Below are 23,492 nucleotides of genomic sequence, written 5' to 3' on the forward strand. Positions count from 1 at the left end.
CCGCTAGTCCTTCTTCTCGTTGTTGCCAGGGCTGTTAGTGGCCGGCGCTGAAGGAGCCGGCTGGGCGGGGGCCTGTGTAGGCGTGGTTCCCTGTGTTGACGGCGTAGTCCTGGCCGGTGTTCCGTTCACCATGTTGGAGGGCGGCGCAGGGAACGGGTTGGTGCCGTAGCCCGGCGCGATCTGGGCCATGAACTTGGAGAACATGGGCCCCGCAATCATGTAGCCGTCGATGCCTTGGTAGAACTTGCCGTTGATGGTCACGTTCTGGCCGGACCGGCTCTGGTTGCCCAGCGGATCACCGTACCACGCGGCGGTGGCCAGGCCCGTGGTGTGTCCCACCACCCAGGTGGATCCGTTGTTGTTGGACGTACCGGTCTTGGCGCCGATCGGGAAGCTGGTCTTGGTGGAGATCCGTGGCTGGATCAAGGAGCCTGATCCCTTGTTTAGGACTTCCTGCAAGGCGTAGTTCACGCCGCGTGCTACCTCAGGCTTGATGGCGTCGCGGCAGGTGGTGGACTGAGCGGGCAACTGCTTGCCGGTGGCATCCGTAACGGACGAGATGGCAATCGCCTCGCAGTACTTGCCGTCGTTCGCGAACGTGGCGAAGGCGCTGGCCATGGTCAGCGGCGAAGTCTGGGTTGAGCCAAGCAAGTTGCCCAGGGTGAACATGTCGACCTTGGGATTCGGTGTGCCGTCCGCAGCAGGGAGGCCGCTGTGAAGCCCCACGGCGTCCACGACTTTTTGGATTCCGCAGAAGTCCAGCTGGGCAGCGGAGGCAAACGTGACGGTGTTGATCGAGTTGTAGAGACCTTCAAGGACGGTCAGGGGCCGGTACCACTGGGGCTCGGCGTTCTGCAGGTCGTCCGCCGCGCCAAGGGCCTTCTGCGCGGTGTTGTAGGCGCCGTTCATCGTGCCGCAGGTGTTCTTCCATGGGAAGTTCAGCGGGTAGCGGCGCTGCGCGGCGTTGACAACGGTATTCATTGTTTTGCCCTCATTCAGCCACTCTGCGAACGTAAAGGGCTTCATGGTGGACCCCGGCTGGGCGCCGCCCATGCCGTTGAGGTCGTTGCCGTCCTTATCCAACTGGTCCACGTTGAAATTTACCTGGGAGTCAAAGCCGCCCTCGGTCGGCAGGAACGTGGTGTTCTGCGCCATGGTGATGATCTTGCCTGTGTTCGGCTGCACGGCGATCATTGCGGCCCCCCACTTGTCCGGATTGGCGCCCGCTGAAGCGTTGACCTGTTCCTGGGCGGACGCCTGGGCTGCGGGATCCAGCGTGGTGGTGATGGTCAGGCCGCCACCATAGATGAGCCGTTGGCGCTCTTTGATGTCGGCACCGTAGGCCGGGTTGTTCTCGAGCAGGTGGAGCACGTAGTCGCAGAAGTACGGGGCGGTGGACGCGTAGGCGCAGCCCTGGCGCGCAGGCGTAACCTTGGTCTCCACCGGGGTTGCCACGGCGGCGTCGTGATCGGCTTGGCTGATCTTATGCTGGTTCAGCATCAGGCCCAGAACCAGGTCCCGGCGGACCTTGGAGCTCTCAGGGTTGGTGATCGGGTCAAAGGCCGACGGGCTGTTGACGAGGCCCGCAAGGAGTGCAGACTGCGGGAGCGTGAGGTCTTTGGCGGTGGTGCTGAAGAAGAACTTGGACGCGGCCTCAATGCCGTAGGCGTCACGGTTGAAGAAGACGATGTTCAGGTAGCCCTCAAGGATCTGCTCCTTGGAGAATTCCTTTTCAAGGGCAATGGCCAGCTTCATCTCCCGAAGCTTGTCCCCGACGCCCTTGTTAACGCCGTTGAGCTTGATGGCCTCTTCATTTCCCTCGGCTGCGAGGTTGGCGTTGAGGACGTTGTTGACGTACTGCTGGGTGATGGTGGAGGCGCCCTGCTTGTTACCCCGGGCGGTGGCCACGAGCGCCCGCATGATGCCGGTGGTGTCCACGCCGCCGTGCTCGAAGAACCGGCTGTCCTCCACCGCGATGACGGCTTCCTTCATAAACGGCGAAATCTGGTCCAGGCTGACCTTGGTGCGGTTCTCTGAGTAGACGCTGGCGATCTGGCTACCGTCCGCTGCCAGGATCCGGGTGGTCTGGTTGGGCGGGTCCACCTTCAGCTCCGCGGGGAGGGTGTCGAAGAACTCGATCGAACCGCTCGCCGCGCTGCCGGAGACAGCCGCGGCGGGAACCAACAGGCCCGCCACCAGGACACCACAAATAGCGCTCACGCCAAGGAAGCCAAAAATCTTTCCGAGGGTAGTGGCCGTGTCGAAAATGGGGTTCTTACGAGTCACCATGTTTTCCACTTTACCGGCAAGGACTAGTCTTTCTTTCATGACCAAATGGGAGTACGCGACGATTCCGCTCATTATTCACGCCACGAAGCAGATTTTGGACCAGTGGGGAGAGGACGGCTGGGAGCTCGTCCAGGTAGTCACCGGACCTGACGGCAACGGCCTGGTTGCCTACCTCAAGAGGGAGAAGCAGTAGCGATGAGCTCCACCGCAGAAACCACCTCCGGCGCGGCAGAGGCGCCGATTTCCGCCGTCGAGCAGCGCCTCGCCGAGCTTGGCCTGACCCTTCCGGAGGTGGCCGTGCCAGTGGCCGCCTACGTTCCGGCAGTCATCACCGGCAGCCACGTCTACACGTCCGGGCAGTTGCCGTTTATTAACGGAAAACTCGAAGCAACCGGCAAGGTCTCCACCGGCACTGAGGGCACTTCCGACGAGCCCACAGTGTCCCCGGACGCCGCCAAAGCCTACGCCGCCGTCTGCGCCGTCAATGCGCTGGCGGCCGTGAAGAGCGTCATAGGTGATCTTGACCGCATCACCCGGATCGTCAAAGTGGTGGGATTCGTTGCCTCAGACCCGTCCTTCACCGGCCAGCCGGGTGTCATCAACGGCGCGTCCGAGCTCCTGGGCAAGGTGTTTGGCGACGCCGGCCAGCACGCCCGCTCGGCCGTCGGCGTCTCAGTCCTTCCGCTCGACTCTCCGGTAGAAGTCGAACTGATCGCTGAATTCAGCTAAGGAACCGGTTCACTCAATTGCCTCAGCTTGCCAGACGCTTGTTCGCCCTCCCTCCGGAGCTTGAAGGGGCGGCCCGAAGCTGGTTCGAACATGGTGAGCGGACACCTCGTGCCGCCCGCCTGGCATCCTCCGTGGTGCTTCTGCGCGATTCGCCCACCGGCCTGGAGACGTGGCTGGGATACCGGCCCGGATCCTCGCCGCTGGGCGTGCTCGCCTTCCCCGGGGGTTCCTTGGAAGCAACCGACGACGACTCCGTCGCCTGGCTGGGCCCCTCGCCACAGCATTGGGCCGAGCAGTTGGGGACGGACGACGTCGGACTGGCCCGCCGCCACGTTGTGGGCGCCATTCGCGAACTGTTTGAGGAAACAGGGGTGCTGCTTGCCGGACCGGACATGTCCAACACCGTGGAAGGCACGTCGAGCCACGAATGGATGCGCATCCGGGTGGCGGTGGCGGAGCAGGAGAAAACCTTCACCGAGTTGCTTACCAAGCGTGGCCTCGCGTTGCGGACAGACCTGCTCAAACCACTGGTCAACTGGCGGAGTCCGGACTTCGCGCACCGCCGTTTCGACACCCGCTACTTCGCCGCCACCGTGCCGATGAACCAGCAGCCCAGCCTGCTCGAAAGCAAGGGAATCTGGGGTCGCTGGGTGTGCGCCACCAAGGCCGTCGCCGAACGCAACACCACCGCTCTGGGGGATGAGGTGGGCCAGGAGAACACCGTTGGCCTCACCCTCGGCCAACTCCTGGTGCCGGGCTCGGAGATCATGCTCGAAAAAATGGCCGCCGCAAACGGCTGCATCGCCTACCTCAGCTACAAGCGCAAGCCCCACGTGTATCAGCCGAAGCTCGTCGAAGAGGACGGCAAACTCATGCTCGAGGTCGAGGCCGCCAAAACTATAGCCGGCGACCCTCAACGCGAACGCTAGGTCCGCGGACCACGTTGGGCCCGCTGTGCGCTAGCCTTTCGCCGTCGCTTAGCGCGTAGGTCCCTTCCCAACACTCGCAAGCTCGCGATGCGCTCCTACGCGAAAGACTGCCACCCAGCTAGACGCTCTCTCACTTGATGCGGGTTTTTGGCCGACGCTTTATCACTCAATGTGAGTTTTCGGGCAACGCTCTATCACTTTGTTTAGGGAAGTGAGAGAGCGTTCCTCGTTTTAGTGCATTAAGTGAGAGAGCGTTGGGGGATGGGTTGACGCAAAAGGCCGGCTCCCGTTTCCCGGAGTCGGCCTTCGTGCATGTAAAGCTGGTGAGTTTTAGCGGGAGCGCTGGCGGAGGCGCTGCATGTCGAGAATCACAACGGCGCGGGCTTCGAGGCGGAGCCAGCCGCGCTGGACGAACTCCGCCAGGGCCTTGTTGACCGTCTCACGGGACGCGCCAACCAGTTGGGCCAGTTCCTCCTGAGTGAGTTCGTGGGCCACCAGGACGCCGTCGGTCGCCGGGCGGCCGAAGCGGTCCGCCAGGTCCAGGAGAGCCTTGGCCACGCGGCCCGGTACGTCGGAGAAGACCAGGTCAGACAGCGAGTCGTTGGTGCGGCGCAGGCGGCGGGCCAGAGCCTGCAGCAGCTGGGCTGAAACCTCCGGGCGGGTGCGCAGCAGGCCGTTGAGGCTCTCATTCTTCAGGCCGGCCAGTCGGGTCTCGGAAACTGCAGTGGCAGTGGCCGTGCGGGGGCTGGGGTCAAAGAGTGCCATTTCGCCGAACAGTTCGCCCGGGCCGAGGATGGCGAGCAGGGATTCGCGGCCGTCGGGGGACGTGCGGCCCAGCTTCACCTTGCCGGAGACGATGAAGTAGAGCTGGTCACCCTGATCGCCCTCGCGGAATACCGATGCACCGCGGGAAAGGTCAACCTCGGTCAGCTCATCGGTCAGCAGCCGGAACGCCTCGTCGTCAAGCGTTGCGAATAGTGGTGCTCGGCGCAGTACCTCGATGTCCATGAAATCTCCCAAATAAAAAAGTGTCGGCTGTGGCGCTTTTGCCATTGTTTCAGAATTTTCAAGGTTCTGTGACGTACTTGGCAGCGGAAACGCCGCTGGATGCGTTCCTGCAGGCCAGTGGATAGCTGCCCCAAGCGGTCCGGGGCAGCTATTACGCCGTGGAGCGGCGGGCTCCGTGAGCGTCAGGCACCCCACAGAAGAATGTCAGCGTACGCCACTAGAATTGGGTCTCAACCGTATTAAAGGAGCGTCAGTGTTTGGCTTGACCGTTCTCGACCTGGCGCTGATCCTGGCCCTGCTGTCTTACCTGATCTATGGCCTGCGCAACGGCTTCCTGGTCACCCTCGGCGGAATCGCGGGTTTCGCCGCCGGCGCCGTGGCCGCCTTTTTTGCCGTACCGCTCGTCAGCGAGTTTGTTGACGACTCCGGGTGGAGGCTTACGGCCATTGTGGCCGCCGCCGTCGTACTGATGGCCATGGGGCATGGTTTGGGGACCATGATCGGGCGGAAAATCCGCGGCGTAGTGCGGATCCAGCCCCTGCGTGCGGCGGACCGGTTGGTTGGCGGCGCCGTGAATGTGGTGGTGTCAGCGCTAGTGATGTCCATGCTGGCTTTCAGCGTCAGCTCCCTGGGCGTTCCCTTTGTTTCCCAGCAGCTGGCCGAGTCCAAGGTGATCCGCTACATCGACGGCCTGACGCCAGTCCCGGTGAAGGCCACCCTCGCTCAGTTGCGTTCAACGGTGATCGGCAACGGCATTCCCACGCTGATTGAGGGCCTTGGCCAGGGACCCCAAGTATCCGTGCCTAATGCCAGCACCAACACGCCGGCCCTGAACCGGGCGGCCGAGTCGGTCCTGAAAATCGCCGGAACGGCCTATCAATGCGGCCAGAACCAGACCGGCACCGGCTTCGTGGTGTCTCCGGGGCGGGTTGTGACCAACGCCCATGTGGTGGCGGGCGTGTCGCAGCCAGTGGTGGAGATCCCCAACGGTGGCGCTATGCCCGGGCGTGTGGTCTACTTCGACACCCGGCACGACCTCGCCGTGCTGGCTGTCGACGGCCTGCCTTCCGAACCGCTGGCCCTGACATCGGACCTTCCCGGCGGTAGCCAGGCTGCCTTCGCCGGCTACCCCCACGGCGGTCCGTTCAAATCCAACCCCGCCACTGTGCAGGACATCACCTCGGTCCTGGTGCCTGACATCTACGGCCAGAACCCGGCGCCCGAGGACATTTATCGGCTGGCCGGGGACGTCCAGCCCGGGAACTCCGGCGGACCGCTTCTGACGACGGACGGCCAAGTGGCCGGCGTCATCTTCGCCAAGGCAACCTCCGACGCCGAGATGGGTTTCGCGATCACCATGGATGACCTCTACCCGGTGGCATCGCAGGCTGCCGGCTTCAGCGCGCCCGTTTCTTCGGGGCAGTGCATCCAGAAGTAGCAGCGCGCTCTGTACTGGCGGAGGGCTGGGGTTAGAGGGCTTCGGCCAGGTAGTCGATGGCGAGCTTATAACCGAACACGCCGGCTCCCACGATCACCGCTGCGCATACCGGCGACAGGTAGGAGTGGTGCCGGAATTCCTCGCGCTGGTGCACGTTGGTGATGTGCACCTCGACGGCGGGCAGCTGTACCGCTGCCAGGGCATCGCGCAGGGCTACGGACGTGTGGGTAAAGGCGCCCGCGTTCAGGACGATGCCGACGGCGTTGGCGCGGGCCGCGTGGATGACGTCCAGCAGGACGCCCTCATGGTTGGACTGGACGCATTCGACGTCGAATCCATGGGCCTCAGCGGCCGTGGCAGCAAGCCGTTCGACGTCGGCGAGCGTGGAGGTGCCGTACTTTTCCGGTTCGCGGGTCCCCAGCAGGTTGAGGTTGGGGCCGTTGATCACCAGGATGGTGCCGCGCCGGCTGGCGTCGCGGCCGGTGGGAGAAACGGATTCGGAGGCGGGGGAAGCAGCATCAGTCATGGCTCCAATCTACCCGTGGGATTCTGCACAATCATTCGGACCGGCCGGGTCCGCGGGGCCGGATTTCCGGCGCCCGCGGACTGCGGAACGTGAATGATGGTGCAGAATCCCACGCCTGGCCGCTACAACGCTATGAACTCCAACACCAGCGCATGCTCCGGGTTGAGGAGGGGCATCGGCAGGCCCACCTCGGCGAGGAAACGCCCGTTGGCCCCGGCCCCGTCCGTCAGCCAGGCCGGGGGACGGACCTGTGTGAACGTGTGGGCGTAGTCCGCGTCGCCGGGCGCCGGGAAGATGGCTTCCACCCGGTAGTCACGGTCCGGTTCCAGCCCGGGGATGGTGATCCGGCCGGTCTTTTCGGCGAAGGAGGTGCCCGTGCTGACCAGGGCGAACAGCGCCGCCGTCGTGCCCGGCTGAACGGTGCCCGGCTGAACGGTGCCCGGCTGAACGGTGTTCGGTCCGGCCTGGGCGGCAACCGGAGCCACGACGCCGTGCAGCATCAGCGAACCGTCGGCGAGGTCGGCCCGGACCATGCGCCCGGAGTGGATCAGGCCGCGGTGCTCCTTGTAGAGCGCGATGAAACGCTTGAGCTCCTCCCGCTCGGTGCCCGCCACCTGCCGCACGTCCCACTCCATGCCGAAGTGCCCAAACAACGCCGTGATGGCGCGGAACGAGAGATCGTGCGTGCGGGCCGTGGTGTGGGAGGTGGAGGGCCCGATGTGCCCGCCCACCAGCTCCGGTGGAACCACCAGCCCGGTCCAGCGCTGGATGGTCTGCCGCTCCAGGGCGTCGTTGCAGTCCGAGGCCCAGATGCGGTCGGTGCGCTCCAGGATCCCCAGGTCAACGCGCGCACCGCCGGAGGAACAGCTTTCAATCTCGACGCCGGGATGCGCCTTCCTGAGCTCGTCGAACAGGCGGTAGGCGGCCAGTGTCTGTTCGTGGACCGAGGCGCGGCCGGCGTGGCCGTGTTCCACCTGGTCCCGGTTCTGGTCCCACTTGAGGTAGCGGATGTTGTTCTCGCGCAGCAGTGCGTCGATGCGGTCGAAGATGTACTGCCAGGCGTCGGGGTTGACGAGGTCGATGACGTGCTGGTTCCGCCACTCGAGCGGCAGCCGCCCGCCGTCCTTGTGGGACAGGACGGACGGGCCCACGATCCACTCCGGATGCGCGCGGGCAACGTCCGAATCCAGGTTGACCATTTCCGGTTCCACCCAGAGCCCGAACTCCATCCCGCGCGAAGTCACGGCCTCGATCAGCGGCGTGAGCCCGTCCGGCCAGAGCGATTCGTCCACGTACCAGTCGCCCAGGCCGGCGTGGTCGTCGCGGCGCCCGCGGAACCAGCCGTCGTCGAGCACAAAACGCTCGACGCCGAGTTCCGCAGCAGAGTCCGCAAGTTCAATCAGCGAGGTCAAATTGTGGTCGAAGTAAACCGCCTCCCAGGTGTTGAGGACCACCGGGCGGGGCTTGCCCGGGTGCCGGGAGACACCGGCGGCAGGCAGCACGTGGTGCGGGCGGGCCCGGAACCAGCTGTAGAACGCCTCGCTGATGCCGTCCAGGCCGCGCTCCGAGTAGGCCGCGAACAGGGCCGGCGTGGTGTAGCTGGCGCCGGGTGCGAGGAGGACTTCGGCCGGGCCGAGGAGTTCGGAGCCGCCGACCATGGTGCGGCCGTCGCCGATGCTGTCCGCGAACTGCTCGTGGTTGCCGCTCCAGGCCAGGTGGGTGGCCCACACTTTCCCGTGGCGGTTGCCAAAGCCCGCGGTGCCGGCGGCGAAGAGCAGCGACGAGTCGTGCCCGGTGCGGCCGTGGCGGCCGCTCCGCACCCAGGTGCCCTGCTGGATGGGGCGGCGCTGCGGGTGGCGTTCCCGGCACCAGCGCCCGGTCAGGTCCAAAAGTTCGACGGCGTCCGGGGCCACTGGGAGGACGGTCGCCAGTTCGTCGAGCTGGTAGGGGGTGGTGCCGTCGTTGGTGACGGTGTGCCGCAGCTCGAGCAGGCCGCCGTCGTGCAGTGTCAGGGCGGACGAAACGGTGATGCCGGCGTCGGAGTCTGACTGGACAATATGCGCGGAACTGCCGGCGGCGGACGTCCCTTCGGCGGTGGCGCTCACCGTGCGGAGGCGGACCGAGAAATCGAGGCCGGAGACGCCGTCGGCGATGCGGTGGCCGCGGAGCGCGGGACGGCCGCGCCAGCTGGAGGCGGCCTGCGGCAGGAGGCCGGCGGGCACAGGGGTATCGATGGCGGAATGGGGGATCGGGTCACCGAGGATGGCGAGGTCCGGCAGTGCGCTGCCCAGGTCCGCACCCCAGTGGATGACCTCGGCCTCCCCGCTGTCGAAGCTCATCACCAGGCTGGTGCCGGCGGCACGGAGGTGGAGGGGGTCCATAGAATGCTGTCCTTCTGCGTGGGGTTTGAATGGGAAGGCTGTGCGCCGCGGGACACGGGGCCCGCGGCGCACAGCCGGTAAAGCCGGGCCTACTTGAAGAGGGCGTTGACCTGTTCGTTGATCTGGGTCAGGGAGCTGGCCGGGGCCTTGCCCGAGACCACTGCGTCCATGGCGGGCTCCATGATGCCCTTGACCTTGGCCGTGTTATCCGTGATGGGGTACAGGAACGTGGTCTTGTTCTTGACGTGCTCCGTGAACGCGGTGACGTCCACACCCTTTGCCTTGAAGGCTTCCGCAGCCTTCTCGGAAGAGGCCTTCAGCGCGGGGAAGACAACGGCCTTCGAAGCAACCACGTCCTGGCAGTCAGCCGAGGCGAGGTACTCAACCCACTTGATCGAGGCGTCCTTCTTCTTGGTCCCGGCCCAGATTGAATCCGCCAGGCCGTTGAACATGGACGCACGCTTGCCTTCGGGTCCCACGGGAGTAGGTGCGATGCCCACCTCGAGGCCCTTGTAGCCCATGTACTGGCCGGTCATCCAGGAGCCGTGGGCGTTGATGGCGGACTTTCCTGCTGCGAACGTGTCGGCCATGCTCGCGCCGACCGTGGTTTCCAGCTTGGGCATGTAGCCCTTATCAGCCAGCCCCGCGAACCAGGCCATGCTGTTTTGGAACTTGGGATCGTCGTAGTTGTAGTGGGTGCCCCACGGGTTCTTGTCCGTGTGGGACCAGCCGGTGGTGTTGGTCAGGTAGCTCCATTCGGTCTGGCCGGATGAGTCGCCACCGCCGTTGAGGCCAAGGCCGTAGACGGCGACGTTGTTCTTGTCGAAGCCGGCTTCGTCCCCGCGCTTGCCGGCCTTGTCAACGGTCAGGTGGGCGATGACGTCCTCGTAGGTGCCGCCGTCCTCCGGGTTCCAGGTGAGGTTCTTCATCTGGTCCTCGGTGACGCCGGCGCTGGCGAGCATGCCCTTGTTGTAGAACAGGCCGATGGTGTCCCAGTCCTTCGGCAGGCCGTAGCGCTTGCCGTCCTGGCCAACCCAAAGGTCCGCGAGGCCCTCGTTGTACTTGGACACATCTACGTTGTCCTTCTTCACTGCATCGTCGAGGGCCAGCAGTTGCTTGTTCTCGGCGAGTTCGCCGTAACGTCCCAGGTGGTTGGTGAAGACGTCCGGCGCGGTGCCGCCCACAAAACCGTTGGTCAGGGTGCTCCAGTAGTCGTCCCAGCCGCGCTGGGTGATCTTGACGGAGATGTCCGGGTTGGCCTTCTGGAAGTCGGTGGCACACTGCTGGTATGCGGGAAGCTGGTTGGCGTCCCACAGCCAGTAGTTGATCTCGCCCTTGGCCGATTCAGCGGAGGAGCCTCCGCCGCCACAGGCGGACAGGGAGAGCGCGATGGCGGCGGCGACGGCGACGGCGCCGAGGGATTTCTTCATGGTTTCTGTTTCCGTTCGTGGGGGTGCAGGAGGGGGTAATGGTTGGGGGTGCTTATTTGATGCCGGAGAAGCCGATGGAATTGACGATCTTCTTGCCGAAGGCGGCGAAGAGGATGAGGACGGGAAGCGCCGAGATGAGGGTGGCGGCCATCAGGCCGGACCAGTCAGGGGATCCCTGCGGGGCCTGGGACTTGAAGACACCCAGGCCCACCTGCAGGACCCGAACGTCGTCCTGGGAACCCACCAGCAGCGGCCAGAAGTATTCGTTCCACTGGCCGATGAAGGTGAGCAGCGCCAGGGTGGCGATGGGGGCTGCGGCGTTGGGCAGCACAATCTGGAAGAAGATGCGCAGGTGCTTGGCGCCGTCGAGCATTGCCGCTTCTTCAACCTCGCGGGACATGTTCAGGAAGAACTGGCGGAGGAAGAAGATGGCGAACGGGGTCATAAAGACGTACGGGAGGACCATGCCGAGCATCGTGTTGAGCAGGTCCAGGTTCTTGATCAGCAGGAAGTTGGGCAGCGCCGTGAAGATCGGCGGGACCAGCATGGTGCCCAGGAACAGGCTGAAGACGGCGTTCCGGCCCTTCCAGCGCAGCCGGGCGAAGGCGTAGGCGGCCATCGCGCTGAAGAACACGGCGCCGGCGGTGGTGATGGAGGAGAAGATGACGGAGTTGCGCAGGTACAGCCAGAAGTCGATGGCTGCCCCGGAACCGCCTTCCGCCACGGCTTCCGCCGGGCTCTGCAGCCCGAACACCCGCATAAATGCGCCCCAGGTGAAGTCCGCCGGAAGCAGGCTTGCCGACTGGGCGGCCAGGGAGCTGTTGGTGGACAGTGCCGTGCGCAGTACCCACAGGAACGGAAGCACGGAGACGGCGATCGCCAGGACCAGGAGGGCCCAGGCGCCCGCGCGGCGGGCGTTGAACGGGCGACGGCGGCGGGCTGGGACCGGCGCTGCCGTGCGGCTGATGGTGGTGCTCATGCGGGACTCCTTAGTCCAGGTCCGACTCGTTGCCCTTGAGGAACTTCATCTGGATGAAGGCCACCAGGGCGAGGATGAGGAAGAGAATGACGGCGATGGCGGATCCGTAGCCGAAGTCCGACTCGGTGAAGGCACGCTGGTAGATGTAGTACTGGATGACCCGGGTGGCATTGACCGGTCCGCCCTGGGTGGTGACGGCCACCGTGTCGAAGACCTGGAAGGAACCGATCACGGTGACTACGAGGACCAGTACCAGGACCGGGCGCAGCAGCGGGACGGTGATCTTGCGGAAGGTCTGGAACGCTGAAGCGCCGTCCAGTTTGGCGACTTCATAGAGGTGGCCCGGAATCGCCTGGAGGCCGGCGAAGATGAGCAGCGCGGTGTAGCCCATGTGGCGCCAGGTGTTGATCACGGCCTGGGTGGGGATGGCCCACTCCTCGCTGCCGAAGAAGGCGACGCGGGGGAGGCCGGCCCATTCGATGAACTGGTTCACCACGCCGATCTGATAGTCGAGCATCCAGAACCAGAGCAGCGCCGCGATGACGTTGGACATCAGGTACGGCAGGAGCAGGGCGCCGCGGACCAGCGTGGACTTCGCCACCTGATGCATCAGGAGGGCCAGGCCCAGTGCCAGTGCCGTCTGGAGGACGATGTTGAGGAACACGTACTGGCCGGTGACGGCCAGGGAATTCCAGAACAGCGGATCCTTGGCGATGGCCGTGTAGTTGTCCATCCCCACCCATTCCGGGTCGCCGAGGATGCTGTACTCCGTGAAGCTCAGGTACACGCCACGGATGGTGGGAACCACGTAGAAGAAGATGAAGCCGATCATGGCCGGGGCGATGAAAAAGAGGGCGATCTTGAGGTCGCCCAGCCGACGGTAGCTGCCGCGGGGTGACGGCGCTCCGGTCTGCGGCCGGGCGGTTCGTGCGGGTTTGGCAAGGGTGGTCATCGTCGACCCTTTCCTGGACTGTGATGTGGATAACAACTGCCGAGAAATCTACACGAGTAGATTAGTGATGGCAAGTGTTCGTTTTTTGCCTAGATCTAAAGGGTTTTATCCAGCAATAAGTCTATTGACTCGAGTAGATTGTGGTGAAACACTGGGAATCCTGATGGACAGCGCTTGCCCGTGGCTCGTCCACGGCACCTAGGAAGGCAAACAATGACGTTTTCAATCGGCGTAGTAGGAGTTGGCCAGTTCGGCGGCCAGTTCGCGCACCTCTTCAACCTCCACCCCGGCGTCAGCGCCGTCCAGGTAGTGGATGAGTTTCCGGAACGGGCGGCGGAGGCCGTGGACCGCCACCACCTGGCGGGGTCGAAGGCAAGCTTCGAGGACCTCCTCGCCTCCGACGTCGACGCCGTCGCCATCTTCACCCAGCGCTGGACGCACGGTCCGCTGGTGGAGCAGGCGCTCCGCGCCGGCAAGCACGTCTACTCAGCCGTCCCCATGGCCATTTCCGAGAAGGAAATCGCCAGGATCATCGCCACGGTCCGCGAAACCGGCCTTGTCTACATGATGGGGGAGACCAGCTACTACAACCCGGCCACCGTCTATGCCCGCAAGCAGCACGCGGCCGGCAAGTTCGGGCGGATCTTCTACACGGAGGGCGACTACGTCCACGACATGGATCTGGGCTTCTACGACGCCTACCAGTACAGCGGCGGTGAGCGCTGGAAGGAAACCGCCAGTTACCCGCCGATGCTTTACCCCACGCACGCAGTCGGGGGAGTCCTCGGCGCCGTCCCTGCCCACGCCGTCAGTGTCAGCTGCGTCGGAGTCAAGGACGACCGCAACGACGGGGTCTTCGACAAGGCGGTCAGCATGTTCGGCAACGACTTCTCGAACGCCACGGCCCTTTTTGAACTCAACGACGGCGGCGTCATGCGAACCAATGAGATGCGCCGCGTAGGCTACCCCTCACATATCAGGGAGTCCCGGTTCCGGTTCTTCGGGACGGAAGCCAGCTTTGAGCAGCTCGCAAAAGTCTCGGTCTGGCAGGACAAGGAGAACGTCCACGACATTTCCGAGCAGCTGGAGTCACGGCCCAGCATGTCCCTGGATGACCCGTCACTGGCCAACGTTGCGCCGGAACTGAGGGACGCCTTCGTCTCCGGACTCTCGCCGGTCCATGAGGCTGACCGGCTTCCGGAGGAGTTCCGCGGCGCACCGAACGGCCACGAGGGCAGCCACCATTTCCTGGTGGACGACTTCGTGACAGCGGTCAACACCGGCACGCTCCCGCCGGTCAACGCCTGGATGGCCGCCCGTTTCACGCTGCCCGGTATCGTGGCGCACGAGTCCGCCCTCCGCGGCGGCGAGCGACTGCCCATCCGTGACTTCGGCGACGCCCCGGGGATCTGATAGCTAGCATGTACAGCATGACGACTCCCACAGTGCAGACACCCCGCGGCCCGGTGACGCGCAAGGACGTTGCCCGGTACGCGGGCGTCAGCACCGCCGTCGTCAGTTATGTGGTTAACGGCGGGCCCAAGAAAGTGGCCCCGGCCACGGAAGCGAAGGTCCAGGACGCAATCCGACGGCTGGGGTACCGTCCGAACGCTGCCGCGCGGGCCCTGAAACTGGGGTCGAGCGAAACCATTGGCCTGGTCATCCCGGACAACAGCAACCCCTTCTTCTCGCTGCTGGCCCACGCGGTCGAAGATGCTGCCGCCGAACTGGGGTACGCTCTGCTGCTGACCAACTCGGATGGAAACCTCGCCAAGGAACTCCGGCACGTCCGGAACCTTGCGGCACGCCAGGTGGACGGCGTCATACTTTCCAGTGTTTTGATGGAACCGGGCCTGACGGACCTCGAATCGGCGGAGATACCTGTTGTTCTCCTGAACCACAGCGGAGACGCGCCCGGATTCAACAGTGTGGGCGTGGACCTGGTCGCGGGCGCAAAATCGGCCGTTGAACACCTGATCGGCCACGGACACACCAGCATCGCCCTCGCCATGGGTACGAACACGGGCAACTATTATGACGGCCGTGAAGAGGGCTGGCTGCAGGCTCTGGCCGGGGCCGGCCTGCCGGAAGGCCCAATCGTCCGTACCGCCTTCACCCGGGAAGGCGGCTACGCCGCAGGGAATCGCCTGCTGGCCTCCGCGAGCCGCCCGACGGCCATTTTTGCTACCTCTGACCTGCAGGCTGTCGGAATCCTCCGTGCACTCCATGAAGCAGGGGTTTCCGTGCCCGGGGACATTGCGCTGGCCTCGTTCGACGGCTCAGCTGAAGCGGAGTACAGCTGGCCCCCTCTTACAACAGTTAAACAGCCGGCCAAGGCGATGGCGGAGGCCGCTGTCAGCGCCCTGATTGGAGCCCATCGCGGCCACGAATCGGAACACCTCATTTTTCCTGCCGAGTTACAGGTCCGCCAGTCCTGCGGCTGTCCGTGAGCCGTCCGTTGCGGTCCTAGCCCGCGATCCGGACCTTGCCGACGCGCTCGCCGAGGATCCGTTGGGCGTCCGCGCCCAGGCCTGCGTCGCTGATGACTTCGTCCGCGTCGTCCAGGGCCGCGATGGTGCTGATGCCTTGGAGCCCCCATTTGGTGTGGTCGGCCAAAACCACCACTTTCCGCGCCGCCGCCACAAACGCGCGGTCCGTCTCGGCTTCGAGGAGGTTGGGCGTGGTAAAGCCGGCGTCGGCGTCCATGCCGTGCACGCCGAGGAACAGCACGTCCAGATGCAGCTGCTTCAGCGCCCCCGTGGCAATGGGTCCCACCAAAGCGTCCGACGGCGTGCGTTCGCCGCCGATGAGGATCACCGTTGAGGCGTAGCGGGCCGGGCCGGGGGACGCGTGGTGGAAGAGGTCGGCGATGCGCACGGAGTTGGTGACCACGGTGATCCGCGGGCCCTTGACCAGTTCCTTGGCAAGAGCCCACGTGGTGGTACCCGCGCTGAAGCCCACTGCCATGCCTTCGTGCACCAGGCCGGCCGCCGCCAAGGCAATGGCTCGTTTCTCAGCCGTCAACTGTGTGGACTTGAGCTCGAAGCCGGGTTCGTGGGTGCTGACATCGCCGGGAAGCTTGGCGCCGCCGTGGATGCGCTCCAGCCGGCCGCCTTCCTCGAGCAACTCAATGTCCCGCCGCACGGTCATCAGCGAAACCCCCAACTGCTGAGCAAGGTCCGAAACCCGAACAACCCGCTCCCGCTGAACAGCATCCAAAATAGCCTGATGACGTGCGGCAGCGAGCATCGGGGCGGTTCCTTCAAATCAGGTGACGGGGCTGGGTCCAGTCTATGGCGCACCACGCTGACCCGTGGCAGTCATCCTCCGCGCGCCAGTCCCCACCTACCGCGACGGCGCCGCCCACCGTGGTGAGCAGCGCCGGCGACGAGGAGTGGGGGTTATGCGGAAGCGCGCGTCAGAGCGACGAAGGAGCATGAGCCCCACTCCTCGCGGCCGCCACCGAGCTACTTCCGCAGCGACGCCGCGATCTGCTGCATCACAGTGTTGTCGGCCAGGGTGGTGGCGTCCCCGACTTCGCGTCCTTCGGCGACGTCCTTGAGGAGGCGGCGCATGATCTTGCCGGAGCGGGTCTTGGGCAGTTCCGGGACCACGAGGATGGTTTTGGGTTTGGCGATGGGGCCGATTTCCTTGCCGACGTGGTTGCGGAGTTCCTGGACGATGGCGTCGCCGGAGTCCACGGCGTCCCCGCGCAGGATGACGAACGCGACGACGGACTGGCCGGTGGTCTCGTCCGCGGCGCCCACCACGGCGGCTTCGGCCACGGCGGGGTGGGACACCAGGGCGGATTCGATTTCCGTGGTGGAGAGCCGGTGCCCGGAGACGTTCATAACGTCATCCACGCGGCCCAGGAGCCAGATGTCGCCGTCTTCATCCTTCTTGGCGCCGTCGCCGGCGAAGTACATGCCTTCGAACCGTGACCAGTAGGTGTCCTTGAACCGTTCGGGGTCGCCCCAGATGCCGCGGAGCATCGCGGGCCAGGGTTCGCGGATGACCAGGAAACCGCCGTGGCCGTCGGGGACGGACTCGCCCATCTCATCCACGACGTCCACGGCGATGCCGGGCAGCGGGACCTGCGCGGAGCCGGGCTTGGTGGCGGTCACGCCGGGCAGCGGGGCGATCATCTGGGCGCCGGTTTCGGTCTGCCACCAGGTGTCGACGATGGGTGTTTTGTTGGCGCCGATGACGTCCCGGTACCACATCCAGGCCTCGGGGTTGATGGATTCGCCCACCGAGCCCAGGACGCGGAGGGAGGACAGGTCGTACTTGTCCGGGATGTCCCGGCCCCACTTCATGAACGTCCGGATCGCGGTGGGGGCGGTGTAGAGGATGGAGACCTTGTACTTTTCGATGATCTCCCACCAGCGGCCCTGGTGCGGGGAGTCCGGGGTGCCCTCGTACATGACCTGGGTGGCGCCGTTGATGAGCGGGGCATAGGCGACGTAGGAGTGGCCGGTGACCCAGCCGACGTCGGCGGTGCACCAGTACACGTCCGTTTCGGGGTGCAGGTCGAACACCGCCTTGTGGGTGTACGCGCCCTGGGTGAGGTAGCCGCCGGTGGTGTGCAGGATGCCCTTGGGCTTACCCGTGGTCCCGGAGGTGTAGAGGATGAACAGCGGGTGCTCGGAGTCATGCCCGACGGCGGTGTGCCGGTTGGAGGCGGCCCCGACGGTGTCCGCCCACCAGTGGTCGCGGCCTTCGTGCCAGTCCACGTCCTGGCCGTTGCGCTTGACCACCACCACGTTCTGGACGGTGTGCCCGTGGGCAGACAGGGCGTCGTCGACGGCGGTCTTCAAGGCGCTGGGCTTGCCGCGCCGGTAGGTGCCGTCGGCGGTGACCACGAGCTTGGCTTCGGCGTCCTCGACCCGGGACCGGAGCGCGTCGGCGGAGAACCCGCCGAACACCACCGAGTGCACCGCGCCGATGCGGGCGCAGGCCAGCAGCGTGATCACCGCTTCCGGGATCATGGGCAGGTAGACGGCCACGCGGTCGCCCTTTTCCACGCCGAGGGACTCGAACGCGTTGGCCGCCTTCTTCACCTCGTCGGTGAGCTGGGCGTAGGTGTATGTGCGGGTGTCGCCGGGTTCCCCCTCGAAGTAGATGGCCACCCGGTCCCCGAGACCGTTCTCCACATGCCGGTCCAGGGCGTTATAGGCCGCATTGACCTCACCGCCGACGAACCACTTCGCGAACGGCGGGTTGGACCAGTCAAGGGTTTCGGTGAAGTCCTTGCTCCAGGTGAGCAGCTCCCGGGCTTGCCGGGCCCAGAAAGCGGGACGGTCGGCGTCGGCCTCCGCATAATCGGCTGCGGTGACAACGGCGTCCGCAGCAAATTCGGGGCTCGGGGCAAAAGTGCGGTTCTCGTGCAGCAGGTTTTCAAAGGCATCGCCCTGCTGGTCGCCCTGCACGGAGGCGCCGGGGGCGGTGGCGGTGGCGCCGGGAGTGTCCTGGGACATGGTGAACCTCATCATTCATCGGTCTTTGCGCGGCATCCCGTCACCCCGCCCTGCTCGTCCGCTGTGCGCGGCGCGGGGCAGGGAGGATCACGGATGTTCCGCAAACAGCTGTTCCGGAAACAAGCCTAATGCTTGAGCCTTAACCTTGTGTGTCACCTGTCACACCGCAGCCCGCGAGCGGCATTTATTTAGCGGTGAATGGTTGCCGGGCCGCCCGCGGTGCGCTCCTGCCGCTGCCAATCAGCTAGTGATCAGCCATGCGGTTGACTAGGCTGAGATTGAATTGTGACTTTCTACGGAGCTGTCCGATCCGGTGCATTACTGCCCTGGACCGGCGGCTGCCGCCGTTCCGGACGGCACAGTTTTGGGACGGAACCGTCCCGTGCCGCCACGCTTAGGAGAACAGAATGAACCAGCAAATCGTCGGCCGGAACCCTGGCCGTGCCACGGAGGCAGGGCCTGAAACAACCGAAGGGGGTGGCACGGCACAGGACCCGCAGCGGCCGGCCGGCGCCAAGCCCGGCACCACCAACCAGGCCGTGCTGGGCCCGTTCACCATCCGGGACCTGACGGTTTTCGGCGCCACCCTGGTTCTCCTTGTCGCCTCGCTGCTCCCGATCTTTTTCGGCAGGTTCAACCTCTGGAACGCCGGCAGCCTGTTCTTCCTTGGCCTGGGCATTGTGCTCCCGCTGATCGTCACCGCCCTTTTTGCCGCCCGCCGGCTCGCCCCTGCAACGAAGGTCCGCATCGGGTCGCTGTCCGTTGACCAGTTCGCTTCCGTGGTGGCGTCCTTCGCCCTGGCGTTCTTCTTTGTTTCCGCCGCCGCTGCCTACGTCCCGAGCCTCCTGGTGGGCCTGGTGGGCTCCGTGATCCTCTTCGCGGCGACGGTGCTGAGCCGCTTCATTCCGTTCTTCTCCGGCGACTTCCTGGGACGCGACGAAACGACTGCCCACGTTGTGGCCCGCGAGTCGGCCGTCCCGCTGCCCAAGCCGCATACGCCCAAGGAACCCAGGCCTGCTGCCGGAGCTGACTCCGGATCCAAGCGGGGCTTCGGAATCCCGGCCGGGCTCTGGCCGGCCAACCGTTCCGCTTCGTCTGCGAATGCGGCTCCCGCACCGGAAACCGCGGCACCCGCTCCCGCCACCGGTGCTGCTGCCGGTACCGCAGCTCCGGCGGCCGCAGTGGTGTCCTCGGCCCCTGAGGCCAGGGAATGGACTGCAGCCGGTGACCCGACCCCGGCAACGCAAGCCGCCGACGTCGTTCCTTCAGTGCCGTCGGCACACGCCCGCACCGCGTCAGCCGCCGAGGAGACCACGGCGGGTGACATCCCGGCCGCGGCCGCCGCTCCGGCGGACCGCGCTGCAGCGTCCGCTTCCGCTCCGGCGCCCGCCCCGGAGGCAGTGCACGACGGCGGCGCTCAGGTGCCTGCCCCGGCCCGCCAGTCTGCCGCAGAGCCCGCCGCCACGGCAGTCCACCAGCAGGTGCGGAGCTCGGAGCCCATCGGCGCAACCGTCGACCCGGCCAGCCGGCCGGAAGAATCGGACGAGCCCGTGCACGAGGCCTTCTGGTTTGCCGTGGCGCAGCACCGGACCGCCGTCGACCCTCGGACCGGGGCGCCGGCATTCGTGATCGAACCGGGGGGCTGGGTGCTGGCACTCGAGGACCGCGGCCACGAATTCCTGGTCCAGCACACCGACGGACGGGTGGGCGTCCTGCACGACCTCAGCAACATCGAGCGCGGCTAGCCGGGCACGTGGCCACCTCCCGTACGCCCGGCGCCGCGCCCGGGGTTGCCGCACCCCGCCAGGCCAGCGCGGAGTCCTTGCTGGCGTTGAAGCGCCGGGCCCGGCGGATCAACAAGGCACTGGCGGAGAAATACCCCTACGCCCACGCCGAGCTCGATTTCCGGAACCCGTTCGAGCTGGTTGTGGCCACGGTCCTGTCCGCGCAGACCACGGATGTGCTGGTCAACCAGGTCACGAAAATCCTGTTTGCCCGGTACCCGGATGCCCGCGCCATGTCCGAGGCTGACCCCGCCGAGCTGGAAGCGATCCTGCAGCCCACCGGCTTTTTCCGCGCCAAAACGAAAAATGTTCTGGCACTGAGCAACCGCTTGGTGGACGAGTACAACGGCGAGGTGCCCGGCCGGCTGGAAGACCTGGTGACGCTTCCCGGCGTCGGACGGAAAACCGCGAATGTGGTGCTGGGCAACGCCTTCGGAGTCCCCGGCATCACCGTTGACACGCACTTCGGCCGGCTGGCTCGGCGATTCGGCTGGACCCAGTCCGAGGATCCGGTGCAGGTCGAGTTCGACGTTGCCGAGCTTTTCGAGCCGAGGGACTGGACCATGCTGTCGCACCGGGTGGTGTTCCACGGGCGCCGGGTGTGCCACTCCCGAAAGCCGGCCTGTGGCGCATGCCCGGTGGCCAACTGGTGCCCCAGCTATGGGCTCGGCGAGACCGATCCCCTCAAGGCAGCCAAGCTCCTCAAATACGAACTCGCCCCCGGAAGCGAAGCCCTCCTGGAACAGTTGCTGGCGGAAACCCATCGGGCCGCGGAAATCCGGATGGAATCACAAAGGCGGCTCCCATGAGCGCACGCCAGGACTTGATCGAGTTGGTGCAGAGATCGGACAGCGGCGACGTCACGGCGCCGAACACCGCGTGGGCTGCGCTGACCGTGGACGAAGCTGTTGCCCGCAAGGCAGCCGTCCTGATGCTCTTCGGCGTGCTGGACGATATTCCGGCCGCCTCCAGCAGACCCCTGGCGGCGGCCGACCTGGATGTGCTGCTGCTTGAACGCGCGCACACCCTGGGCTCGCACCCCGGCCAGGTCGCCTTCCCCGGCGGCGGCATCGACGACGGCGAAACCCCGGTGGCCGCGGCACTCAGGGAAGCGGAAGAGGAAACCGGGCTGGACTCCGCAGGAGTCGAGGTCCTCGGGAGCCTGCAGGAGCTGGGACTCGCCCGCAGCAACTTCCTGGTGACGCCCGTGCTCGGATGGTGGGCTTCGCCGTCGCCCGTGCATGTGGTGGACTACGGCGAATCCGCCCAGGTTTTCCGGGTGCCCGTCCGCGACCTTCTGGACCCGGTCAACCGGGTCACGGCAACAGTCAGCCGTGACGGCAGGACCTTCAGCAGCCCTGCCTTCACCGTCTGCGGCGTGCTGGTTTGGGGCTTCACCGGGATCATCCTCGATGGCCTCTTCGAGCAGCTGGGCTGGGCGGTTCCGTGGGACCGGAGCCGCCTGCACGAGGTGGCGTTCTAGCGCCGGCCTAGCCGGGCTGCGGTTTGTGGCGCAGATCCACAACAACGCCGGTTGCCGCGTTTTCACGCAAGGCCTTGATGCCGTCCTTCAACGCGTTCATGTGCTTGAAGTCGGGCGAAACAGCCACGATATTGCCGTTTTTGTCAGTGAGCCTGAACCGATAAGATTCGTCGCCTACTCGATGAATTTCAAACCTGCCGGGCATGATCCGGACCTCCCCTTTGGTATGCGCCATTGCATGAGTTTCCGCGCACTCGGTGCCCGGAACCCCCGACTGTAACGTGGCTCACGCGATCTGGCGAGCTACCGCCGGGTAGGTTACTTTGCGTTGTCGTAGGAGTCCACCACGGCCACGCTGACAGGGAATTCCACCGGGATGGGTCCGAACAGCAGTTCCTTTGCGGCAGCGGCTGCTTCCTCGATCGCGCGGATGCAGGCGGCAACGCCCGCCTCGGGGGCGTGGACCATCACCTCGTCGTGCAGGAAGAAGACGAGTTCCGCCTGGACCGAGCCGTCGGCACGCAAGGCCCGCAGCCGCCGTCGTAATTCCGCCAGCCAGCATGCTGCCCAGTCCGCGGCGGATCCCTGCACCACAAAGTTGCGCGTGAAGCGGCCGCGGGAACGGGCGATCGATTCCGCGCGGCGCTGCTCCTCCGCCGTGGCCGACTGCTGGCCCCGGAACCAGTGTTCCGACGGCGGCGGGCTGCTGCGGCCCAGCCGCGTGGTCACGGTGCCGCCGGCCTCGCCGTCGCGGGCCGCCTGCTCCACAAAACCGACGGCGTGCGGGTAGGTCCGTGCCAGCTGCGGCATCAGCCGTCCGGATTCTCCCGTCGTGGCGCCGTAGATGGCGCCCAGCAGGGCCACCTTCGCCTTGGCGCGGTCGCCCCCGAAGCCCTGGGCGGCGATGCCCGCGTACAGGTCTTTGTCGCGCGCAGCCCCGGCCATTTTGGCGTCCTGCGCGAGTGCCACCAGCACCCGGGGTTCCAGCTGGGAGGCGTCGGCGACGATGAGCTTGTGACCGGGATCGGCGTGGACGGCACCGCGGATCTGGCGCGGAATCTGCAGGGCGCCCCCGCCACGCGAAGCCCAGCGCCCTGACACCACGCCGCCCACCACGTATTCGGGCTGGAACCTGCCGTTGCCCACCCATGCGTCCAGCCATGCCCAGCCGTTGGCGGTGTGCAGGCGGGATAATTTCTTGTATGCGAGGAGGGGTTCGATGGCGGGATGGCTGGATTCCATCAGCTCCCATTGGCGGGTGCTTTTGACCTCGATGCCGTTGCGGTGCAGGGCGCGCATCAGTTCCTGCGGCGAATCCGGGTTCAGCGCGGGGGAGTTCAGGAGGGCCCGCAGCTCAGTGTTCAGGGCCTCAAGTTTCGCCGGCCGGTGGCCCGACGGCGGGCGAGGTCCCAGGTAGTCGGCCAGGATCTGCTCATGCAGGTCCTCGCGCCACGGAACACCCGCGTGCTGCATCTCCGCGGCGATCATGGCGCCGGCGGACTCGGCGGCCAGCAGCAACTGCAGCCGCTTCCCTTTGTTCTCCTCCGGGTTCGCGTCGGCCAGCGCCGCCTGCTGCGCGGCGTACTCCGCGCGCAGCTCCGCCAGGGTGTGGCGTGGGGCCCGATGCCGGACGTCCTCAAACAGTGCGCCCTGATCGGCCGGCGGGGGCGGCGGCTGGAGGCTGCGGGGCGGTTCCTGGGGATCGTCCAGCGGGGTCTTCACGGCTTGCTGCGCGTATTCGGTGTGGGCGGTGAACTGCGAATACGCCAGGATGGTGCCACAAAGACTGAGGTCGTAGCAGCGCTCCACTTCCACTCCGGCTGCCAGCAGCGCGGGATACCAGTCCTGGGTGCGGTGCCAGATCCAGCGGGGTGCCGCCTCCCGCGGCCGGGTTTCGAAGTGGCGTACGACGCCGGGCAGCTCGCTTGCGCTGATCAGCCGCGGTTCGGGGCGGTCCGGGTGCGGATCGCCCGTTTGGGTGACCTGCTGGAGGGCAGCGCCGTGGGAGTGGGCGGCGAGCAGCAGGTACATGGGTTCAATTCTGCCTTGTGGCGGGGGTGCTGGCGTACTGCACACGTTTGACGGAC

Annotated in this window: 20 protein-coding genes; 9 read left to right on the forward strand and 11 right to left on the reverse strand. The window is 65.9% G+C overall.

Going from position 1 to position 23,492, the window contains the following annotated elements:
- Window positions 1-3: 3 nt before the first annotated feature.
- Complete coding sequence (locus tag IAQ70_RS17630) at window positions 4-2,289, reverse strand: transglycosylase domain-containing protein (RefSeq protein WP_190990633.1); 2,286 nt, start codon at window positions 2,287-2,289, stop codon at window positions 4-6.
- Between the two features lie 37 nt (window positions 2,290-2,326).
- On the opposite strand from IAQ70_RS17630, the gene IAQ70_RS17635 reads away from it, so the two are divergent.
- The 3 genes from IAQ70_RS17635 to IAQ70_RS17645 are packed head-to-tail and all read left to right on the forward strand — an operon-like array spanning window position 2,327 to window position 3,947.
- Window positions 2,327-2,482, forward strand: a complete 156-nt coding sequence (locus tag IAQ70_RS17635; RefSeq protein WP_011693223.1) for a DUF4177 domain-containing protein — start codon at window positions 2,327-2,329, stop codon at window positions 2,480-2,482.
- Between the two features lie 2 nt (window positions 2,483-2,484).
- Window positions 2,485-3,018 (forward strand): RidA family protein, encoded by a 534-nt coding sequence (locus IAQ70_RS17640; protein WP_190990634.1) that lies wholly within the window; start codon window positions 2,485-2,487, stop codon window positions 3,016-3,018.
- 17 nt (window positions 3,019-3,035) lie between these two features.
- On the forward strand, window positions 3,036-3,947 hold the full coding sequence (locus tag IAQ70_RS17645) for an NUDIX hydrolase (RefSeq protein ID WP_190990636.1): 912 nt from the start codon (window positions 3,036-3,038) through the stop codon (window positions 3,945-3,947).
- Window positions 3,948-4,277: 330 nt separating this feature from the next.
- On the opposite strand, the gene IAQ70_RS17650 is transcribed toward IAQ70_RS17645, so the two are convergent.
- On the reverse strand, window positions 4,278-4,955 hold the full coding sequence (locus IAQ70_RS17650) for a Crp/Fnr family transcriptional regulator (RefSeq protein WP_123254700.1): 678 nt from the start codon (window positions 4,953-4,955) through the stop codon (window positions 4,278-4,280).
- A gap of 253 nt (window positions 4,956-5,208) precedes the next feature.
- Here IAQ70_RS17650 and IAQ70_RS17655 point away from each other — a divergent pair, with 253 nt between their 5' ends.
- Complete coding sequence (locus IAQ70_RS17655) at window positions 5,209-6,393, forward strand: MarP family serine protease (protein WP_190990638.1); 1,185 nt, start codon at window positions 5,209-5,211, stop codon at window positions 6,391-6,393.
- Window positions 6,394-6,424: 31 nt separating this feature from the next.
- Here IAQ70_RS17655 and aroQ read toward each other — a convergent pair whose 3' ends face one another.
- The 5 genes from aroQ to IAQ70_RS17680 all read right to left on the reverse strand — a co-directional run bounded on the left by aroQ (window position 6,425) and on the right by IAQ70_RS17680 (window position 12,661).
- Window positions 6,425-6,919 carry a type II 3-dehydroquinate dehydratase gene (gene aroQ, locus IAQ70_RS17660; protein ID WP_190990639.1) on the reverse strand — a complete coding sequence of 165 codons (495 nt, stop codon included), beginning with the start codon at window positions 6,917-6,919 and terminating at the stop codon, window positions 6,425-6,427.
- A 122-nt stretch (window positions 6,920-7,041) separates the two neighbouring features.
- Window positions 7,042-9,300, reverse strand: a complete 2,259-nt coding sequence (locus IAQ70_RS17665; protein ID WP_190990641.1) for an alpha-galactosidase — start codon at window positions 9,298-9,300, stop codon at window positions 7,042-7,044.
- An 89-nt stretch (window positions 9,301-9,389) separates the two neighbouring features.
- Window positions 9,390-10,730 (reverse strand): ABC transporter substrate-binding protein, encoded by a 1,341-nt coding sequence (locus IAQ70_RS17670; protein WP_190990643.1) that lies wholly within the window; start codon window positions 10,728-10,730, stop codon window positions 9,390-9,392.
- Between the two features lie 52 nt (window positions 10,731-10,782).
- Window positions 10,783-11,709: a carbohydrate ABC transporter permease gene (locus IAQ70_RS17675; protein WP_190990645.1), complete on the reverse strand. Its 927-nt coding sequence runs from the start codon at window positions 11,707-11,709 to the stop codon at window positions 10,783-10,785.
- A 10-nt stretch (window positions 11,710-11,719) separates the two neighbouring features.
- Window positions 11,720-12,661 (reverse strand): carbohydrate ABC transporter permease, encoded by a 942-nt coding sequence (locus IAQ70_RS17680; RefSeq protein WP_190990647.1) that lies wholly within the window; start codon window positions 12,659-12,661, stop codon window positions 11,720-11,722.
- Window positions 12,662-12,874: 213 nt separating this feature from the next.
- On the opposite strand from IAQ70_RS17680, the gene IAQ70_RS17685 reads away from it, so the two are divergent.
- Together IAQ70_RS17685 and IAQ70_RS17690 are read left to right on the forward strand one after the other, a co-directional pair.
- Complete coding sequence (locus IAQ70_RS17685) at window positions 12,875-14,074, forward strand: Gfo/Idh/MocA family protein (protein ID WP_190990649.1); 1,200 nt, start codon at window positions 12,875-12,877, stop codon at window positions 14,072-14,074.
- A 17-nt stretch (window positions 14,075-14,091) separates the two neighbouring features.
- The gene (locus IAQ70_RS17690) at window positions 14,092-15,111 is read left to right on the forward strand and encodes a LacI family DNA-binding transcriptional regulator (protein ID WP_190990651.1); all 1,020 of its coding nucleotides are present in this window, start codon (window positions 14,092-14,094) and stop codon (window positions 15,109-15,111) included.
- A gap of 16 nt (window positions 15,112-15,127) precedes the next feature.
- On the opposite strand, the gene IAQ70_RS17695 is transcribed toward IAQ70_RS17690, so the two are convergent.
- Together IAQ70_RS17695 and acs are read right to left on the reverse strand one after the other, a co-directional pair.
- Window positions 15,128-15,910 (reverse strand): DeoR/GlpR family DNA-binding transcription regulator, encoded by a 783-nt coding sequence (locus IAQ70_RS17695; protein WP_190990653.1) that lies wholly within the window; start codon window positions 15,908-15,910, stop codon window positions 15,128-15,130.
- 218 nt (window positions 15,911-16,128) lie between these two features.
- On the reverse strand, window positions 16,129-18,138 hold the full coding sequence (gene acs, locus IAQ70_RS17700; protein WP_190990736.1) for an acetate--CoA ligase: 2,010 nt from the start codon (window positions 18,136-18,138) through the stop codon (window positions 16,129-16,131).
- A 407-nt stretch (window positions 18,139-18,545) separates the two neighbouring features.
- Between acs and IAQ70_RS17705 the strand changes: the two genes are divergently transcribed.
- The 3 genes from IAQ70_RS17705 to IAQ70_RS17715 are packed head-to-tail and all read left to right on the forward strand — an operon-like array spanning window position 18,546 to window position 21,405.
- Window positions 18,546-19,883 carry a hypothetical protein gene (locus tag IAQ70_RS17705; RefSeq protein WP_190990655.1) on the forward strand — a complete coding sequence of 446 codons (1,338 nt, stop codon included), beginning with the start codon at window positions 18,546-18,548 and terminating at the stop codon, window positions 19,881-19,883.
- A gap of 8 nt (window positions 19,884-19,891) precedes the next feature.
- Window positions 19,892-20,731: an endonuclease III gene (nth, locus tag IAQ70_RS17710; RefSeq protein WP_407682601.1), complete on the forward strand. Its 840-nt coding sequence runs from the start codon at window positions 19,892-19,894 to the stop codon at window positions 20,729-20,731.
- A complete protein-coding gene (locus tag IAQ70_RS17715) occupies window positions 20,728-21,405 on the forward strand; it encodes an NUDIX hydrolase (protein WP_190990657.1) in 678 nt (225 codons plus the stop codon). The genes nth and IAQ70_RS17715 overlap by 4 nt, the downstream gene beginning before the upstream one ends.
- Before the next feature lie 7 nt (window positions 21,406-21,412).
- Here IAQ70_RS17715 and IAQ70_RS17720 read toward each other — a convergent pair whose 3' ends face one another.
- Window positions 21,413-21,610, reverse strand: coding sequence for a YegP family protein (locus tag IAQ70_RS17720; protein WP_190990659.1), 198 nt, complete (start codon window positions 21,608-21,610; stop codon window positions 21,413-21,415).
- A 113-nt stretch (window positions 21,611-21,723) separates the two neighbouring features.
- Entirely contained in the window at window positions 21,724-23,436 is a 1,713-nt protein-coding gene (locus IAQ70_RS17725; RefSeq protein ID WP_190990661.1) for a bifunctional 3'-5' exonuclease/DNA polymerase, read from the reverse strand.
- Window positions 23,437-23,492: the final 56 nt, after the last annotated feature.

Origin of the sequence: Pseudarthrobacter sulfonivorans (assembly GCF_014712225.1) — a bacterium.
Classification (GTDB): Bacteria; Actinomycetota; Actinomycetes; order Actinomycetales; family Micrococcaceae; genus Arthrobacter; species Arthrobacter sulfonivorans.

Excerpts from the sequence above, each read along its gene's own strand:
- IAQ70_RS17720 (WP_190990659.1), bottom strand. The coding sequence starts at position 21,610 with ATGCCCGGCAGGTTTGAAATTCATCGAGTAGGCGACGAATCTTATCGG.
- IAQ70_RS17675 (WP_190990645.1), bottom strand. The coding sequence starts at position 11,709 with ATGAGCACCACCATCAGCCGCACGGCAGCGCCGGTCCCAGCCCGCCGC.
- IAQ70_RS17635 (WP_011693223.1), top strand. The coding sequence starts at position 2,327 with ATGACCAAATGGGAGTACGCGACGATTCCGCTCATTATTCACGCCACG.
- IAQ70_RS17650 (WP_123254700.1), bottom strand. The coding sequence starts at position 4,955 with ATGGACATCGAGGTACTGCGCCGAGCACCACTATTCGCAACGCTTGAC.
- IAQ70_RS17685 (WP_190990649.1), top strand. The coding sequence starts at position 12,875 with ATGACGTTTTCAATCGGCGTAGTAGGAGTTGGCCAGTTCGGCGGCCAG.
- IAQ70_RS17705 (WP_190990655.1), top strand. The coding sequence starts at position 18,546 with ATGAACCAGCAAATCGTCGGCCGGAACCCTGGCCGTGCCACGGAGGCA.
- IAQ70_RS17680 (WP_190990647.1), bottom strand. The coding sequence starts at position 12,661 with ATGACCACCCTTGCCAAACCCGCACGAACCGCCCGGCCGCAGACCGGA.
- IAQ70_RS17715 (WP_190990657.1), top strand. The coding sequence starts at position 20,728 with ATGAGCGCACGCCAGGACTTGATCGAGTTGGTGCAGAGATCGGACAGC.
- IAQ70_RS17725 (WP_190990661.1), bottom strand. The coding sequence starts at position 23,436 with ATGTACCTGCTGCTCGCCGCCCACTCCCACGGCGCTGCCCTCCAGCAG.
- IAQ70_RS17670 (WP_190990643.1), bottom strand. The coding sequence starts at position 10,730 with ATGAAGAAATCCCTCGGCGCCGTCGCCGTCGCCGCCGCCATCGCGCTC.
- aroQ (WP_190990639.1), bottom strand. The coding sequence starts at position 6,919 with ATGACTGATGCTGCTTCCCCCGCCTCCGAATCCGTTTCTCCCACCGGC.
- IAQ70_RS17690 (WP_190990651.1), top strand. The coding sequence starts at position 14,092 with ATGACGACTCCCACAGTGCAGACACCCCGCGGCCCGGTGACGCGCAAG.
- IAQ70_RS17665 (WP_190990641.1), bottom strand. The coding sequence starts at position 9,300 with ATGGACCCCCTCCACCTCCGTGCCGCCGGCACCAGCCTGGTGATGAGC.
- acs (WP_190990736.1), bottom strand. The coding sequence starts at position 18,138 with ATGTCCCAGGACACTCCCGGCGCCACCGCCACCGCCCCCGGCGCCTCC.
- IAQ70_RS17630 (WP_190990633.1), bottom strand. The coding sequence starts at position 2,289 with ATGGTGACTCGTAAGAACCCCATTTTCGACACGGCCACTACCCTCGGA.
- IAQ70_RS17640 (WP_190990634.1), top strand. The coding sequence starts at position 2,485 with ATGAGCTCCACCGCAGAAACCACCTCCGGCGCGGCAGAGGCGCCGATT.
- IAQ70_RS17695 (WP_190990653.1), bottom strand. The coding sequence starts at position 15,910 with ATGCTCGCTGCCGCACGTCATCAGGCTATTTTGGATGCTGTTCAGCGG.